Here is an 18604-nt window from a genome sequence, read left to right on the forward strand (position 1 = left end):
AATGAAATAGGTTCACCTTTTCCTTCCAAAAGCCCTATATAAACCCTACTTTTGCAGGAATTTTTCAAACATATCCGTTTAAGGCAATAAAATCTTTTAGAATGACCTCGCACGAAATAAGAAAAGCATTTCTTGACTTCTTTAGCTCTAGAGAACACTTGGTGGTTCCTTCTGCTCCATTGGTGGCAAAGAACGATCCTACTTTAATGTTCTATAATTCTGGAATGGCACAGTTTAAAGACTACTTTTTAGGTAACGCCACACCACCGTCAAAAAGAATCACAGATACTCAAAAGTGTTTACGTGTTAGCGGAAAACATAACGACTTGGAAGAAGTAGGTTTTGACACCTACCACCACACCATGTTTGAGATGCTTGGAAACTGGTCTTTTGGAGACTATTTCAAAAAGCAATCATTAAATTGGAGTTGGGAGCTTTTGACAGAAGTTTATAAACTGCCTAAAGACAGAATATACGTTTCTGTTTTTGAAGGAAACGAAGCCGACGGTGTTCCGTTTGACCAAGAAGCTTTTGACATTTGGAAAGAGATTTTAGGCTCCGACGAAAGAATTATCTTCGGAGATAAAAAGGACAACTTCTGGGAAATGGGTGATGTAGGACCTTGTGGACCATGTTCTGAAATCCACATAGATTTGAGAGAGCAGTCTGAAGTAGATAAAATCTCAGGTAAAGAATTGGTGAATGCAGACCATCCACAAGTAGTGGAAATTTGGAATAATGTATTCATGCAGTTTGAGCGTAAAGCCGACGGGTCGCTTATTGCCTTGGAAAACAAATGCATTGATACCGGAATGGGCTTTGAGCGTCTTTGTATGGCCATTCAAGGAAAACAATCCAACTATGATACCGACCTTTTCCAAAATACCATTCATGTTTTAGAGGAAATGAGCGGTCTGAAATATGGCGTTAATGGCACTTTGAATTCAGACAGCTACAGCGATGTGGCCATGAGAGTTATAGCCGACCATATTAGAGCCGTAGCTTTTGCTATTTCTGATGGTCAGTTGCCATCTAATACTGGAGCTGGATATGTTATAAGAAGGATTTTAAGAAGAGCCATTCGTTATGGTTACTCTTATTTGAACTTCAAAGAGCCTTTCATGTGTCAGCTGGTGCCTGTTTTGGCTAAGCAATTTGAAGACGTATTCCCTGAGCTAAAATCTCAGGAAGAATTTGTCAAAAAAGTGATTGAGGAAGAAGAGAAAACCTTCTTAAGAACTTTGGAACTTGGACTAAAAAGACTCGATGTTATTTTTAGCGAAGGTTCTGATGAAAAAACGATTGGAGGTAAAACTGTATTTGAACTGTCAGACACCTTTGGTTTTCCAGTAGATTTAACCGCTCTAATAGCCAAAGAAAAAGGTTTTGACATTGACGAAGCCGGTTTCAAAGCAGAACTAGAAAAGCAAAAAGCAAGAAGCCGTAAAGATGCCACCAAGGAAGCTGCGGATTGGATAACCGTAAACGAACTGGATAATCCAGAATATATTGGTTATGACCACGAAGCTGCTATAACCAAGTTAGTTCAATACAGAAAAGTTAAAACTAAGAAAGGTAGTGAGTATCAGATAATTTTAGAAAAAACACCTTTCTACGCCGAAATGGGTGGCCAGGTGGGTGATACAGGTATTTTAGAACTAAAAACACCACATCATGCCTTCAAAATTGATATTGTTGACTGTCAATTAGAAGCTGGATTGCATGTACATATTGCATTAAAAGCTCCTTTTGAGGACATTTCTCATGAAGACCTAAAGGCAGCCGAAATTACAGCTAGCATTAATAGTGAAAGGCATAGTAATATAAAGAAAAACCATACCGCTACGCATTTGATGCTGTCTGCTCTTAAACATGTTTTGGGCGACCATATTGTACAGCGTGGTTCTTATCAAAATGATGAATTGACTCGTTTTGACTTCTCACACTTTTCAAAAGTGACCGATGAAGAGCTAAAGCAAGTGGAAGATATTGTCAATCAAAAAATCAGAGAAAACATTGCTCTAGATGAGCGTAGAAATGTGCCGATTGACGAAGCCATGAAATTAGGGGCTACAGCTACCTTTGGTGAGAAATACGGTGATTTTGTAAGAGTCATCATTTTTGACCCTAAATATTCATTGGAACTATGTGGGGGTTCTCACGTAAGTTCTACTGGGGAGATTGGTCTTTTCAAATTTACCACGGAAGGTTCTGTATCTGCTGGAGTAAGACGTATTGAAGCCATCACGGGCTTAAAAGCTCTGGAGAAAATGCGTGCTCAAGAGGCCACAATAAATAATTTGAAAGAATTATTGAAAGGTTCTACAGACGTGGTAGCTTCTGTAAAAACATTATTGGAAGAAAAATCTGCTTTACAGAAAAAAGTAGATGGTCTAGAAAACGAGAAGCTTCAAGGTGTTAAAGTAGCATTGCTTCAAAAAGTTGAAACTATTGACGGAGTTCAGGTCATAGCCGCAAAAGTGAATGTCCCAAATGCAGACGGACTGAAACAACTGGCTTATGACCTTAAAGCTAAAATGAACAATGCATTTATCGTTTTGGGTGCAGAGATTAGCGAGAAACCTTTACTGGCTGTCATCATTGATGAAGAGCTAATGAAAGCCAAAAGCTTACATGCGGGTAACATTGTAAAAGAAGCTGCCAAAGAAATGCGTGGTGGCGGCGGTGGTCAACCGCATTTTGCTACAGCTGGTGGAAGTGATGTAGGTGGACTAGATAAGGCCATAGCTAAAGCAAAGAGTTTCATACAATAAAATCTGTCAAAATAATGGAAGACGTTAAATTCAGGACAGCGAATACAGATGACCTTGAAACGCTCTTGGAATTTGAGCAAGGTATTGTAAAAGCTGAAAGGCCGTTCAATAGCACGCTAAAAGAAGGTCATATCAATTATTATGACCTGAAAGCCATTATTGAAGCTGATGATTCTGAAGTTATTGTTGGAACTATTGATAAGGAAATAGTTTGTTCGGCTAGTGTCTTAATTAAAGATGCCAAGCCATATCTTAAACATGAAAAGTATGCCTACCTCGGTTTCATGTTTGTAAAACCAGCGTTTAGAGGAAGGGGTCTTAATAATGGCATTATAGCAGAGCTGAAAAATTGGGCGAAAGCCAAAGGCTTGTCAGAGGCCAGACTAACCGTTTATACTGAAAACGAAGCTGCTATAAAAGCTTATGAAAAAGCAGGTTTTGAGAAACTCCTTGTAGAAATGAGACTCGGCCTGGACTAAATTAATATGATATGAAATTACTAGTGATTGGAGCCGGAAATATGGGTTTGACTTATGCCAAAGCCATAAACGATTTCGGAATTTTAGGAGATGACAAAATCATGATTCTGGACAAAAGCCCAGAAAAACTGGCGGAACTAAGAGCAGACGGTGTTTTTGAAGTTTTCGAAGAATTGCAAGATTGTGTACCACAGGCACAGATGATTATGGTGGCCGTAAAGCCGCAACATAAAGATGGCCTTTTTGAAGAAATGAAACCTCTTTTAAAAGCTGACGCTTTGATTATATCCGTGATGGCAGGTGTTACCATTGAAAGCATGCAAAATGCTTTGGGTCTTTCTAAAGTGGTGCGAGCTATGCCTAATTTGCCTGCACAGCTAGGTTTAGGTATGACCACCTATTTCGCTGACAAGTCTGTTTCTGAAGAAGAGCAAGAGCTCATGGGGAAACTATTGGGCTCTACAGGTAAATCTTTAAAACTAGACAAAGAAGACGGCATTAATACCTCCACAGCCATTCACGGAAGTGGGCCTGCCTATATTTTCTATTTCATGCAAGCCATGATGGATGCCGCTGAACATTACGGTTATGATGAAGCTACCGCAAAATTGTTAGTTACACAGACTTTTGAAGGTGCTGTGCAACAATACAAAGAAGGGACTTTCACGCCTACTGAATGGATGGACAGAGTGGCCTCTAAAGGTGGAACAACCCGTGCCGCTCTTAATAAATTTGATGAGGAAAACGTGAGAGAAGGCATTAAGAAAGGAGCTATTGCTTGTTATGACAGAGCTATTGAGTTGAGCAAGATTTAGTGTTAGATTTTAGATACTAAAATCTAGATATCAGACAGTAGACTTTATACAAAAAACATGGTATCTTTTTGGAGACCATGTTTTTTTATACTCTAGCTTGTGAGCAAAACTCATCTCGGAACAAGCATTTATTTTGTAGATTTATCAGATAAAAGTCAAACATGAAGACATACAAATCTGAAATTAGCTGGGGAATGGCTGTTCCCTTAGCAGTAGTTTTATTAGGCTCTCTGGTAATGACCATAATGGTTAAAAATTGGCCAGCAATCCTTGTCATGCTGCTGACATGTGCCTTCATTTTTCATATTTACTCCAGTACTTCTTATCGCGTTTCAGAAGCTAACCTTATTATCAAATCAAGTTTCCTAGTAAACATCGACATTCCAATAGCCTCCATAAAAAGTATCAAACCGAGCAGAAGCCTATTAAGCTCCCCTGCCCTTTCGCTTGACAGGTTAGAAGTTTCTTACAGCAACTATGGTTCTGTATTAATTTCGCCAAAAGAACGAGCCTTATTCCTAAGGAATCTGAAACAAATTAATCCTGAAATAGAAATTTTAGCCTGATACTTAGATAACCTAAAGCCGCCATATGGCTTACACTACATTTGGCTAACACATCATCACAATCAGTACTTTAAACCCCAAAAGGCGTTTATAGCATATTCTTAAATATAATTATTTCAATACTTAGAAGTATTTTATGGTTCATTTTTTACCGTATAATAAATAGCATTTTGAGATCTTTCAGAAAGTGACCAGATTTACATGGTCGTTATAGCCTGATGACCAACACTTAAAATCAACAAAAAAAGTATTTTTAGTTTCTCTCTAGACCCAGAGGAAATTGGAATAATCTGTAAATAAGCCCTTAGTCACACAAAGGTATGGGCTAAAACTAAAACTATGCTAACACTTTATAAATGCAGCAACGATCAATTGCTTTATTGGGAAACATGGGACAGCGACTTTAATGCCGCCGTTGTTCACTGGGGTATAGTAGGAGAAGAAGGAAAGCAAAAAGAGGTAAAAAGCACCCTTTTTACCAACTACAAAAAAGTAATTAGAAAACAAATTGATGAAAAACTTAAGGAGGGTTTTATAGAGTTTTCGGAATTCAATATTTCATATTTAGAAATCGTATACAAAATTGAAGGATTAGGTACGGAGTATGACTTAGACAAGAAACACGCTCTAGAAAAAAAACTAGGCCTAATATTAAAAACTACTGGATTAGGCCAAATAAGTCTAGGAAACATGGGAGCAGGAATTATGACGGTCAATTGTATCGTTATTGATTTTGAAATAGCCAAAGATGTGATAGTTCAAGCCCTGAATAATACAGATTTTGAAGACTATTCCGCAATAACCAGGGTAGAGCTAGAATAGCCAGTAAACTTGAAACTCATTTCAATTGAGATTTTAAAATGTAAAGTCAAATAAGCTTTAAGTACCACCTTAATTAAACCCACTTTATGCATAAGGCAATCTCCCGATTTTATCGGGAGCGTAGCTAAATTGCTTCAAATCAGCACACTCCGTCAGACTCAGTGCAGGCGTAAACCGATTTAAACTCAATCACCATAGCTTTCGATATTAGCTCAGGGTAAACGCTATGCTCATTTCCTTTAATTGTCTGATTTATTGTATTTTAAAACTCATAACGATTCTCCTCACCCATAATCCGAGTTAAAAATAAGTACAACTAGACCTGCACCCTATTTTTAGACCTAAACGCTTCTAGTGATTTTAGAATGTGAGTTCGCATATGAACCTCAGCCATTTCAGGATTCTTTTCTTCCATGCTCGCAATAATAGACAAGTGTTCTTTTAGCGTTTGCTCTGGTTTCCGTAAAAGTCCTGATTGAAAAGCCTTCAAATGCACATTACTCAACATTTCCAATTGGGCTATGACTTTATTACCACTCCATTCTAGAATGTATGCATGAAATTTTCTATCCGCCTCAGCGTAGGTTTCCGAATCTATGTTAGATACTCCAATAAAAGGTTTAAAACAAGCCTTTAGTTTTAGGATTTGCGATGCATCAATGTGCTCTGTAGTCAGTCTTGCAGACAAACCTTCCAAAACAGCCCTGCATTCAAAAATATCAATCAGCTCATTAATATCAATAGACTTTACAAACATCCCACGCCTTGGAATACTCTCCACAAGCATTTCATTTTGCAATCTATGTAATGCCTTCAAAAGAGGACTCCTGCTTATACCCAATTGTGCAGAGATTTTCTCTTGAATGATTTTTTCACCTGGCTTTAACCTTTGGTCAAAAATCATCTGTTTCACCTCCGAATAAATACGGTCTACTAATTCTAAGTGCTCCACGTTAAAAGGTACGGTTTCTATTTAAGGACGCAAATTACATCTTTTCAAAAAATATCAAATTGCATTTTGAATTCAAAATACAAAAATATAGGTTTGTCACACGATATCCGGAAGAGATAACATCTTCTTAAGTTCTAAATGTCAAATTAAATAATGAAAAATTACAAAATAGCTGCCGTCAATGGTGACGGTATTGGCAACGAAATAGTACCTGCGGGAATGGAGTTATTGCAAGCTGTAGCTCAAAAGCATGGTTTCACTATCACTTCAGACACTTATCATTTTGGTGCGGAGCACTATAAAAAACATGGTTGTTTCTTACCTGAAGATGGTTTAGAGACCATGAAAAAGTACGATGCCATTTATTTTGGGGCTGTAGGACTTCCAGAAGTTGATGATACACTTCCTTTTAAATTGTTTACTAATTATATCAGAACGCAGTTTAAACAATACGTAAACCTTAGACCTGTTCACCTTTGGGATGGTATTGCTAGTCCATTGGCTAATAAAGGTAAAGAGGATATTGATTTTGTAATTATCCGTGAGAATAATGAAGGTGAGTTTGTGCAGAGTGGTCGTCAAATGTATGCAGACAGCCCAGAGGGTTTTGCGACAGACACCAGCATTTTCACTAGAGCAGGTACCACTAGAGTAGCACATTATGCATTCCAATTGGCTCAAAAAAGAAGAAAACACCTGACTAACGTTACCAAATCAAACACATTGATTCATTCCTTAGCTTATTGGGATAGAGTTATTGAAGAAGTGGCGAAGGAATACCCAGATGTGGTGTATAAAAAAATGTACGTAGATAATGCTTCTGCTAGCTTCGTGCTTCATCCTGAGTACTTTGACGTTATTCTTACCACCAACATGATTGGGGATATTCTTTCTGATTTAGGTGGTGCCATCATGGGAAGTTTAGGTTTAGGAGGCTCTGGAAATATTAATCCAGAAGGAGATTTCCCTTCAATGTTTGAGCCTATCCATGGTTCTGCTCCAGATATCGCTGGACAAAACATCGCTAACCCAATTGGTCAGTTTTGGTCTGCAGCTTTAATGCTGGAGCATTTAGGAGAAGCGGATGCAGCGGCTGACTTAATGAAAGCCATTCATACGATGACAGCCTCTGGTTTAAAAACCAAAGACTTAGGTGGCAATACCTCTACCCAAGAAATGACCAAAGCAACGATAGCAGCTTTAAACGCATAAATGTTTGACCCTAGCAAATATATTATCCATGACCTCACGCATACGCTTGACGAGAAAATAGCGGGCTATTCAGAGAAACCTGCTCGTACGCTCTTTAAGGATGGATGGAATGCCAAAACGCTGACTATCTATTCTCATGCGGGTACTCACATGGATGCTCCCTTTCATTTTGGTGTAAGTGAGCATACCATCGACCAATATCGTCCAGACGAATTTATGGGTAAGGCATGGATAATTGATGTTTCGGTAACACAGCCAAAACAGTTAATTGTTTTGGAAGACGTTCTCAGTCAGTTAAGTAATTTTCATAGCGGTGATAGTTTGCTCATCAGAACACTGTGGTCAAAAAAATACGAGGACACCAATTTCAAACCAGACTTACCTAGAATAAGTGAAGAACTGGCAAATTGGTGCGTAGAGCATAAAGTAAAGATGCTAGGCGTAGAACCTTTATCTGTAGCAGATGTGGAAGACCTAATCGAAGTAACCAAAATTCATAAAATACTTTTGGGTGGTTATGTCACCATTATTGAGGGTTTGAATAAGCTAGATAGTATCAAATCGGAAAGTGTTTTTTTAATTGCATTGCCTTTAAAAATCAAAAACGGAGACGGTGCTCCTGCCAGAGTTATCGCTTTTGAAGAAAGATAAATTGAAACAAAACGACATTACATATCATCAACTCACTAAAAGCCTTAAGACATCTCACTTTTCTTATTCAAAAGAGGAATTGAGTGCTAAAGTTCATGAGGCATTTGATGCCATTATAGTATTAGACGATGACCCTACGGGTACCCAGACGGTGCATGACATTCCAGTGCTGACAGAATGGTCTAAAACCCTAATAGCAAACGAACTTTTAAACGGTACAAAGCTTTTCTATATTCTGACCAATTCTAGAGCTTTAACGGCTCAAAAGGCTGAAATATTTGGTTTAGAAATAGCCAGAAACATAAAGCATGTACAAGACGAGCTTAACAAGAACTGTTTAGTTATTAGTAGGTCAGACAGTACTTTAAGAGGCCATTATCCTTTAGAAATAAACATTTTAAGCCAGGTATTCCAAAAAGAAAGGGGTGTTCATTTTATAGTTCCTGCTTTTTTTGAAGGAGGAAGATACACCATTGATAATTTTCACTATGTACGCGAGGGTGAACAAATGATACCTGCCGCAAATACCCCCTTTGCTCAGGATAAAGTCTTTGGTTTTAAATCCAGCAACCTTAAAGATTGGATAAAAGAGAAATACAACGCGAAAATAGAAGATTCTCAAATTCACGCCATTTCTTTGGATGAATTACAAAACGTATCAAGTAGCCAAACCATAAAGAAAATTAATCAATTTCAGTCTGGCGATGTTTGTATTATCAATGCGGTCTCTTATGATGACCTTAATCAAGCCATCTATTGCATATTCTCATCCAATGTTTATCCATTCTTTAGGTCTGCGGCCTCATTAATTGCAGCTTTAGCTGGTCAAAAACCTAAACTAATAGCAGGCAAAGACTTGCCTCTAGATTCTAAAAATGGTGGTTTAACTGTTTTGGGCTCTTACGTACCAAAATCCACAAGTCAACTGGCTCATGTTTTAGAAAACGTCAAAATAGTATCTATCGAAGTTGACATTGAAAGCCTTTTGAAAGGAACTGGACCTAGTATTCAGAAATTTGCGGAGCAAATTGATAGCCTTATCTCTGAAGGTAAAGATGTTATTTTATATACCAGTCGTAAACTGATAAGCTCTTCTGAAAAGGAGAATAATCTGAATATTGGCTCCGTGGTATCTACTTTTTTAACAGACATAGTAGCTGCACTAAAAGTTACCCCAAAGTACGTCATAGGTAAGGGTGGAATTACCTCTAGCGACTTAGCAGTCAAAAGTCTCGGAATAAAACGAGCATTGGTCATGGGGCAAATGATACCTGGCGTGCCCGTTTGGAAGACATTTGAAGGAAGTAAGTTTCCGTACATGCCATTTATAGTTTACCCAGGAAACGTAGGAGATGAATCTGGACTTAGTCAAGTTATTGAAATATTAAAAACGTAAGCATGAAATTTAAAGGAAGGCATTATGTGGTGGTAGGGATGTTTATTTTATCCCTCCTTTTGTACATTGACCGTGTATGCATTTCTGTGGCAAAAGACGCGATAGGTTCAGACCTTGGCTTAAGCGACAAAACCATGGGATGGATACTTTCTTCCTTTGCTTTAGGCTACGCACTTTTCCAAATTCCATCTGGAAGGCTTGTAGACCGTTTAGGGCCTAGAATAGTTTTGACCAGTATCGTTTCTATTTGGTCTGTCTTTACAGCATTCACGGGCATGGCTTGGAATGCCGTTTCATTATTAACGGTAAGATTCCTATTTGGTGCAGGTGAGGCAGGAGCCTTCCCTAGTATGTCTAGAGCCGTTTTTTCTTGGATGCCTCTAAAAGAAAGAGGCTTGGTTATAGGGCTTAACTTTTCAGGCTCACGAATTGGAGCTGCATTTGCCCTGCCTTTAGTAGCATGGCTTATCACCTCTTACGGCTGGAGAAACGCCTTTATTATTTTAGGAGTGGTGGGTATCGTTTGGGCCGTATTATGGTGGATGGCCTTCCGCGATTTACCAGAAGAACATGCTAAAATCAGCGATGCTGAAAAAGCCGAAATATTAGCAGGACGTCAGCAGGTAGACGAAACAGTATCGTCAAAAGTACCTTTGAGGGAGCTGCTAAAATCGAAGAATATGAAAATTGCCATCGTGCAGTATTTCAGTAGCAACTTCACTAATTTCTTTGCTTTGACGTGGCTCTTCCCGTATCTAAAAGAAACCTATTCTTTAAACACCATGGAAGCTGGTTGGTATGCCATAGCTCCATTTATAGCCGGTGCATTTGGCAACTGGATAGCCGGTGCCGCCATTGACCGCATTTATTCAAAAGGAAACTGGAACAAGTCGCGTAGCCTACCAGCTATTATAGGTTTTGGAATGGCAGCTGTCGGCTTAATAGGATGTAGTTTCATGACCACTCCCCTTTCGGCCGTCATCATGTTAAGTATTGCCATTTTGGGTGTAGATATGACCATATCTCCATCTTGGGCACTCTGTGTAGACATAGGCAAGAAAAGCTCTGGAGCGGCATCTGCCACCATGAATATGGCTGGAAACATTGGCTCATTTCTTACCGCTCTTGCTTTTCCATATTTGGCAGCATGGACGGGTTCATCGGATTCTTTCTTTTACATAGCTGCCATTTTAAATGTAATAGCCATGTATTTATGGTCAAAAACCAAAGCAGACCAAGGTTTGGCTTATTAAAGTAATTAAGATTAAATGACACGTTTTAAAGTAGTATGTGTGGGGGCAGGGTATTTTTCAAAATACCACGTAGAAGCCTGGAAGAGAATGTCAGAGGTAGAGTTAGTGGCTATCTGCGACCTAGACATTACGAAGGCTCAGAGCCTCGCCGAACAATTTGATGTAAAACAGGTTTTTTCAACTACAAAGGAGCTTTATGAAAATTTAGCTTTTGATATACTGGATATTATTACGCCTCCTGCCACGCATTTAAACCTGTGTATGGAAGCCTCGGCTAAAGGAAAGCATATCATTTGTCAAAAGCCTTTATCCCCTAGTTTTGCAGAAGCTCAGGAGCTTATTACTGCCATGAATGCTGCTAAGACTAGATTCATGATTCATGAAAACTTTAGGTTTCAACCATGGTATAGAAAAATCAAAGAGCTGTTAGATGAGCAGGCAATTGGTGATGAGCTATTCTCTTTAAACCATAGAATGCGTATGGGAGATGGCTGGTCTGAAAACGCTTATGCTGAAAGGCAACCTTATTTCAGAAGTATGCCAAGGCTGCTAATTCATGAAACGGGTATACACTTTGTAGATGTTTTCCGTTTTCTGTTAGGTGATGTAAAAAGCATTTACTCAAGACTTAGGAAACTTAACAAGCATATTGCTGGCGAAGACTGCGGCTTAATACTATTTGATTTTGAAAGTGGCTGCCAAGGCGTTTTTGATGGCAATCGTTTTAACGAATCAAAAAGTAAAAACCCCAGATACACTTTTGGCGAAATGCTTATTGAAGGAAATGGCGGTTCTATAAGGCTTGAGCTCGATGGTTCCATTTTTATTCAAAAATTGGGTCGAGATGAAATTAAAATTGACTACAAGCATGAGGATAAAAACTTCGCTTCAGACTGTGTATACGCGACACAAAAACATTTCATTGATGCCTTAGTGTCAGGAAAAGAATTTGAAACCAATGCCAAAGACTATTTGAAAAACCTGCAAGTGCAAGAAGCCATTTATCTAAGCTCAAAAACGAAACAAGAAATTGATATTTCGTCCAGTCATTTATAAAACCTCATATCAACTATTAGTCTTTTTAAAAGGTGCTAGTCGCCAAATAAATTCAACTCAAGTTAAATATAATTCAAATGAAAAAAACACTTTTAATACTTCTTCTTCCATTCGTTATTTTTTCCTGTGCCGACTCCAAAAACAGTACTACTGCTAAGAAGAGTACTAAAGTAAGTATCTCAGGGAATCAATTTCTAATTAATGGTGAACTTACGCATAAGGGCCTCGTATATCAAGACCAAAAAATTGAAGGGTTGCTTTTTAACTCTCGCATGGTGCAAGGAATTTTCAATGACACCAATCCTGAGACAAAAGATAATTTTGTTTACCCAGATACTAAAACATGGGATACTGACAGAAACACCAATGAGTTTATAGCCGCCATGCCTTCATGGAAAAACCATGGCTTGGATGCATTCACCCTAAACCTACAAGGCGGAAGTCCATTAGGTTACGGAAACAAAGGCTGGATAAACACCGCCTTTGATCCAAAAGGTGAGCTAAAAGCAGATTATATTACCAGACTGGAGCGTATTCTAAACAAGGCTGACGAACTAAACATGGTCGTTATTCTAGGTTACTTCTACTTTGGTCAAGACCAATTTTTAGAAGACGAAGCGGCAGTAATAAATGCCACAGATAATATTACCAAATGGATTTTAGAGCATGGATACACCAATGTTATCATTGAACTTAATAATGAAACGGACATTCAATACGACCACGAAATTTTGCAAACAGCAAGAATTCACGAATTGATAAAACGTGTACAAGACACCGAAATCAAGGGACAAAAACTATTGGCAAGTACTTCTTTCTCTGGCGGGAAAGTACCGAGTCAAGAAGTAGCAGATATTGCCGACTTTATCTTAATTCACGGAAATGGAGTGGCAACACAAACCAAAATGCTTGGCTTTATTGAAAATGTAAAGGCTATAGTAAAATCGCCTAAGCCAATCGTGATAAACGAAGACGACCATTTTAACTTTGAGTCTGATACCTGCAATTTTGTTACTGCCACTAAGAATTATGTTTCTTGGGGTTATTTTGATTTCAGAATGGAAAATGAAGGCTTTGAAAACGGTTTCCAAAGTGTACCAGTTGACTGGGCTATTAGTTCTGAAAGAAAGAAATCTTTCTTCAATAAAATGAAAGAAATTACCCAAAAGTAGGTTTACTCTTCCAGTATACAAAAAGGCGATTTAGGTTTTACCTAGGTCGCCTTTCTGCTTTTAAGACCTTTATCTAGAGCGACTAACAAGAAGAAAACACTTAACACTCCGTAAAAACTGTTTATGTATACCATTGAAACAAGCGATTAAATGTATATTTTGACTCCGTTTGTTATAAAACTTATTCAACATTAATTTATGAAATCACTATCTCTACTCTTCTTTTTCCTATTTATAAGCTCTTTAGGCAAGTCTCAGACTTATTCTGTAATAGCGAATATCAATGGAAACAATGAAGTGCCACCTACAGAGACCGAAGGATCGGGTAGTTTGACGGGAACATACGATGCTACCACCAATCAAATTACCATCAATGCCTCCTACGCTAATTTAACAGGAACGCTCACGGCTTCTCATTTGCACAAAGCTGCAGCAGGCATAAATGGCGGTGTTATCATTAATCTTAATCCTACCACCGGAAGCTATTCAGGTACCATTGCTGGCACATTTACGGTGTCAGAATCTGATGAGGCTGATCTTATTGCTGGAAACGTATACATCAATTTACATAGCAGTTCATTTGGCGGTGGTGAAATTAGAGGTCAACTGGCTTTAACGCTACCTCCTCCAGCTGCCAGCAAAGAACTAGAAGTGGCATCTGGCGATTTCTTTATAAAAGATAGCACAAGAGGTGTAATCATGAAATCTCCAAATGGCTCTTGTTTTAGAATACAAGTGAGTGATGCAGGTATTTTAACCGCGACACCATTAGCCTGTCCGTAGGAAAAGTATTTTAAGCAGAATAAATTTGTCGTTCCTTAACATTCAAAGGTTCCAATGATATTTATCCCTAATTTTGCCTTTCAATTTATTTAGAAAATGGGCAATACAGAAAAGGTGAGTCAGGAACAGATAGAGGAGTGTTTGGCGGTTTTACAAAAGCTCAATTCCAACACTTCTCAAATAATTGACATTCCTGAAGATAAACGCCTTGCTCTAATTAAGGCTGCGGGTTTATTTGCACTGCCAGATAAAGAAGAGCTTTCTCGAAGAAAAAAAGAGGCCAAAAAGCTATACAAACAGCGGGCAAAACAAAAAGACAAGGAAGCGAGAAAAACCACGGGAATTCGCTCGGCGAGGGAAGCCAGTATTTTCACTGCCCCTACCATGATAGCCCTAACGGGCAAAGAAACGCAGCAGGTAAAACTGGATACACCAAGACAATGCTATGTTTGCAAAGAGCCTTTTGACATACTTCATCATTTTTATGACACCATGTGTCCTGACTGTGGCGACTTCAACTATGCCAAACGTTTTCAAACGGCAGACCTTACTGGACAATTTGCCTTAGTCACAGGCTCTCGTCTAAAAATCGGTTACCATATCACGCTTATTATGCTTCGTGCAGGAGCCACGGTGATAGCCACCACACGTTTTCCTGTAGACTCAGCCATACGTTTTGCTAAAGAACCTGATTTTGCAGAATGGGGCGACCGATTAAAAATTCATGGCCTTGACCTGAGACATATTCCTAGTGTAGAGATATTCTGTAATTTAATAGAACAGCGTTATTCTAAACTAGATATTCTGATTAACAATGCTGCTCAAACCGTAAGAAGGCCAGCAGGTTTTTACCATCACATGATGGCTAATGAGCTTTTGCCTACAGATGAATTGCCACTTTTGGCTCAGAAGCTATTATCTGACCACAACGCTTGCCTTAGTGAATTAAGAACCTTGAGCAGTAGCTTCTCTGATAAAGAACAAAAGAATTTGCCCGTAAGTTGGCATGGAAAACAGCTAGGTATAGGCCTAAGTGCTTCTGCTCAGCTTTCGCAAATTCCCTATAGTATTGATGATTCTTTGCCAACGGATGAGGTCTTCCCTGTTGGTCAATTAGATGCCGATTTACAGCAAGTAGACTTAAGAAAAACGAATAGCTGGCGACTGAAACTTGGTGAAATTCATACCAACGAAATGTTGGAAGTTCAGTTGGTCAATTCTGTAGCTCCTTTTGTGCTTTGCAACCGCTTGGTCAATATCATGAAAAAGGAAAATACAGGCATGAAACATATTATCAATGTGTCTGCCATGGAAGGTAAATTTCATAAATGGCATAAGGAAGATAGACATCCACATACCAACATGGCCAAAGCGGCATTGAATATGATGACGCTTACTTCCTCTTCTGATTTTGCTAAATACGGCATATATACCAACGCGGTAGACACGGGCTGGGTAACAGACGAAGACCCTGCTTTGCTAGCAAAAAGAAAACAAGAACTGCATGATTTTCAACCTCCGCTAGATATAGTAGATGGAGCCGCCAGAGTTTTAGACCCACTTTTTGATGGTATAAATACAGGAAAGCACTGGTGCGGCAAATTCCTGAAAGACTATAAGCCTACGGATTGGTAATAGACAGAATACGTTGCCATCATAACTGAAATACCTTATTCAGCATATTTCAAATAGTCCAATCTCTTTAGAAAGTTGATCTGATTGAGGATTTTATTCTCTAATTTCCCTAGATTTCTTACTTAGAATAAAAAGAGCTATTTATATGCCTATAAAACTTTCTCTTTTTGCTTGTCTTGTTTTCTTTAATCTATCTGCTCTTGGACAAGTCAGCACGGAGTTAATTGACCAAAGTCAGGTATATGCTATTCACCCCACTGAAGAGGGAAAAATCTATTACATTACCCGACTAGAAAAAAGGATTTTCAAAAAGTACAAGATCACAGCTTCCTTAAACCTTTTTGATGGGTACAATTCTTACGAACTTATAAACTTACCCGGTTCATTCCCTTCCTCGGTTCGTTTTACTATATATCCGTACAAAAAAAACAAACTGCTAATTTTCCATCCCGCCATTTCTAAAGAAGGAATTATAAACCTCTACATCTATGATATACTAACGAATTCCCTTAGTGAAGTAGGAGAAAAAACGATGGATATCAATGCCATTCATCCTTCAAGCCAAGGCCTTTTTTCGATTGGTAATTCAGAATCAGGTAAGACAAGTTTTTATGAATACCGTGATGGTCAACAGCATTTGTTGTTTGAAAAAACAGGTCGATATCAAAACATAGCACAGGCCAACGGACTTATTTACACTTTCAAAAACAAAAACGGTTTAGAGGTTTTTGACCTAATAGGAAAAAAGGTCAGAGAATTCAATAGTAGCAATATTCAAGTAGATGCACATCGCTATCAAATGCCGGATTTCTTTTTTGAAACAAAAGAAATTGTGGAAGGCAAACTGGTTATAAACTTTGAACATATTATTCCTTCTATACAAGTTCTAAATACAGAAACAGGGGATTTTGGAGCATTTAATGCTTCTCTAGGCGAAAATTATGGGCAATGGTACTCCGATAATCATGGAAACTCTGTTGTTCGTCAAACCGTAGGAAAAAACGCTTGTGACAATGACTTAACCTTCTATTTCAAATCAGAGAAAGGTAGATGTGTAGAACATAAACTGCCAAATACTCCGCTTTCATTAGCCTCTACGGACTTTGATAAAAATGTCTGGATAGGCCATGAAGGTGGCCTTTTCAAAGTTAGTTTTGAGAATAACTACGTTACAACTTTATTCCGAGGTGCCAGTTTAAGAGCTATTTACCCACTAAACGACGAAGAAGTTTTGGTGGGCTCTGAGCATGATGGTCTTTTTCTTATTGACCGCCAAACGGGAAAAGGGAAGGCGTTTCTGGAGGAATTCAAGGCAGATGATATCTTCACACAGAACAGAGGTTTTTACAAAGACCAAAAAGAAAACATTTGGATTAGTAGTTTAAAAGGGTTCTCGATATTCTATGATGGGTTTAAAAGTAAAGAAAGTATCCCAATAGAGAATTTACGTAATGCTTTCCGTATGGCAAATAAGTCTATTATAGCGGTTATTGATAAAAACTATTTGCTTAGTATAAACCCAATTAGTAGGACAAGAAAAGGCACCAGTGTTTATCCTGCATACGGCTATATTCAAAGCCAGATTACGCTAAAAGATGAAAACAAAGCTTTACTTTTTGGCGATGGAGGCTTTTTATTATACGATGATGTGGCCGGTTCCGTAAGCATTGTAGACACTACAACTAAAGACGTAATTTCTGGGTATAAAGAAAGTGAAGATATATTCTGGTTTGGGTATGAAAACGGAAAACTAAGCCGAAATAAATGGAATGGAAAAGAGTTAAAAGAACTGGAGGCCTATAACTTAAATAGTGGAGTAGCCACCATCACAGCATCTCCCGATGGTAAACTCTGGATTGCCACTTTCGAAGGTGTTGCAGTTTTTAACCCAATCACAAAAGCTTTTAGTTTTCTGGATAAATCCAGTTTAAGTCACCCAGAAAGCAACCGATTTTCATCTTTTTACGATGATGAATACCACAAAATGTACATTGGAACGGTGGACGGATTAAGTATTATTCAAACCGATAAATTTGAAAGCCAGAATTCAGCCTTTCGATTGTTTTTCAGCAATATTTCACAAAGTCAAAAAGACCAAGAGGAATATGCAGAATCAAGTGGATACTTTGAAGATAATATTAACCTAGAAATACCAGCACAACGAAGGTATTTGAGACTTCGGTATTCGGCCAGCTCAGCTGTAAACAATAAAAATCTGAATTATTTTTATCGAATAAATAATGGCTCCTGGATAGACAATGGAAAACGAAACGAGCTATTATTCCCTTTTCTTGAATCTGGAAAGCATGAAATAGAGATATATGCAGAAAACTCCGAAAACACTAAAAGTTCTAATATCCTTAAAGCTAGCATTAACGTAGATTCCTTTTATTATCAAAAATGGTGGTTTATTTTGATACTAGTTTTGATTGCTATCAGCGTTATATACTATTGGTATAAAAGAATAAAAACAGAAAACAAAAGGCTAGAAGTTACGGTAGCAGAACGGACAGATGAACTAAAAAAAGACAAAGAGACCATTGAAAACCAAGCCCTCAAACTTAGCGAATTAGATGAGTTAAAAAATCAGTTTTTTGCCAACATTTCTCATGAGCTTCGCACGCCATTAACCCTTATTATATCCCCGCTGGAAAGGCTATTGAAATCAAAAATCCCAGAAAAGGACATCCCAAAGCATTTGACCCTTATGCATGAGAATGGCCTTATCTTGAAAGATAGAATTGCGGAAATGCTAGAGCTTAGCCGATTAACTGCAAACAAGGTTAAACTTAGTCGTCAAACTGTCTTTTTACCAGAATTACTTAAAAAGAATAGCCGAATATTCATTCCGCTAGCCGAAAAAAAGAACATTGATTATCAAATAGAAATAGATGTACCTGAGGTTTACTTAAAAATAGACGAACGGCGGCTTGGCAAAATCATCCAGAACTTACTATCCAATGCACTTAAATTTGCACCAGAATATGGATTCGTGAGATTTAAAGCAACTTTAAAAGATTCGGAACTACGTTTTTCGG

15 protein-coding genes are annotated in these 18604 nt (G+C 38.2%); 14 read left to right on the forward strand and 1 reads right to left on the reverse strand.

Translation table 11 applies throughout. From position 1 onward, the window contains the following. Window positions 1-101: 101 nt before the first annotated feature. The 5 genes from alaS (at window position 102) to ACTBZY_RS16850 (ending at window position 5456) form a co-directional block, all read left to right on the forward strand. Complete coding sequence (alaS, locus tag ACTBZY_RS16830) at window positions 102-2774, forward strand: alanine--tRNA ligase (protein WP_463047513.1); 2673 nt, start codon at window positions 102-104, stop codon at window positions 2772-2774. Window positions 2775-2788: 14 nt separating this feature from the next. Beyond that, window positions 2789-3253, forward strand: coding sequence for a GNAT family N-acetyltransferase (locus ACTBZY_RS16835; RefSeq protein ID WP_463047514.1), 465 nt, complete (start codon window positions 2789-2791; stop codon window positions 3251-3253). A gap of 11 nt (window positions 3254-3264) precedes the next feature. Beyond that, window positions 3265-4068: a pyrroline-5-carboxylate reductase gene (gene proC, locus ACTBZY_RS16840; protein WP_463047515.1), complete on the forward strand. Its 804-nt coding sequence runs from the start codon at window positions 3265-3267 to the stop codon at window positions 4066-4068. Window positions 4069-4229: 161 nt separating this feature from the next. Continuing rightward, window positions 4230-4634 carry a PH domain-containing protein gene (locus ACTBZY_RS16845; protein ID WP_463047516.1) on the forward strand — a complete coding sequence of 135 codons (405 nt, stop codon included), beginning with the start codon at window positions 4230-4232 and terminating at the stop codon, window positions 4632-4634. Between the two features lie 339 nt (window positions 4635-4973). Further along, entirely contained in the window at window positions 4974-5456 is a 483-nt protein-coding gene (locus ACTBZY_RS16850) for a hypothetical protein (protein WP_463047517.1), read from the forward strand. A gap of 316 nt (window positions 5457-5772) precedes the next feature. Here the strand turns inward: ACTBZY_RS16850 and ACTBZY_RS16855 are convergent, their stop codons facing one another. Beyond that, window positions 5773-6408, reverse strand: a complete 636-nt coding sequence (locus ACTBZY_RS16855; RefSeq protein WP_463047518.1) for a GntR family transcriptional regulator — start codon at window positions 6406-6408, stop codon at window positions 5773-5775. Window positions 6409-6561: 153 nt separating this feature from the next. On the opposite strand from ACTBZY_RS16855, the gene ACTBZY_RS16860 reads away from it, so the two are divergent. From ACTBZY_RS16860 to ACTBZY_RS16900, 9 genes are all read left to right on the forward strand, one after another. Next, on the forward strand, window positions 6562-7620 hold the full coding sequence (locus tag ACTBZY_RS16860) for a tartrate dehydrogenase (protein ID WP_463047519.1): 1059 nt from the start codon (window positions 6562-6564) through the stop codon (window positions 7618-7620). Next, the gene (locus tag ACTBZY_RS16865) at window positions 7621-8271 is read left to right on the forward strand and encodes a cyclase family protein (protein WP_463047520.1); all 651 of its coding nucleotides are present in this window, start codon (window positions 7621-7623) and stop codon (window positions 8269-8271) included. After that, complete coding sequence (locus ACTBZY_RS16870; RefSeq protein ID WP_463047521.1) at window positions 8258-9667, forward strand: four-carbon acid sugar kinase family protein; 1410 nt, start codon at window positions 8258-8260, stop codon at window positions 9665-9667. The genes ACTBZY_RS16865 and ACTBZY_RS16870 overlap by 14 nt, the downstream gene beginning before the upstream one ends. 2 nt (window positions 9668-9669) lie before the next feature. Next, window positions 9670-10920, forward strand: coding sequence for an MFS transporter (locus ACTBZY_RS16875; RefSeq protein WP_463047522.1), 1251 nt, complete (start codon window positions 9670-9672; stop codon window positions 10918-10920). A 15-nt stretch (window positions 10921-10935) separates the two neighbouring features. Next, window positions 10936-11976: a Gfo/Idh/MocA family protein gene (locus ACTBZY_RS16880; RefSeq protein ID WP_463047523.1), complete on the forward strand. Its 1041-nt coding sequence runs from the start codon at window positions 10936-10938 to the stop codon at window positions 11974-11976. Between the two features lie 77 nt (window positions 11977-12053). Beyond that, window positions 12054-13148 (forward strand): hypothetical protein, encoded by a 1095-nt coding sequence (locus tag ACTBZY_RS16885; protein ID WP_463047524.1) that lies wholly within the window; start codon window positions 12054-12056, stop codon window positions 13146-13148. A gap of 198 nt (window positions 13149-13346) precedes the next feature. Continuing rightward, on the forward strand, window positions 13347-13931 hold the full coding sequence (locus tag ACTBZY_RS16890) for a CHRD domain-containing protein (protein WP_463047525.1): 585 nt from the start codon (window positions 13347-13349) through the stop codon (window positions 13929-13931). A 96-nt stretch (window positions 13932-14027) separates the two neighbouring features. Further along, on the forward strand, window positions 14028-15566 hold the full coding sequence (locus tag ACTBZY_RS16895; protein ID WP_463047526.1) for an SDR family NAD(P)-dependent oxidoreductase: 1539 nt from the start codon (window positions 14028-14030) through the stop codon (window positions 15564-15566). Between the two features lie 145 nt (window positions 15567-15711). Beyond that, window positions 15712-18604 (forward strand): sensor histidine kinase (locus ACTBZY_RS16900; RefSeq protein WP_463047527.1); only part of this gene is annotated, 2893 nt, incomplete at its 3' end.

Source organism: Arcticibacterium sp. (genome assembly GCF_055134445.1).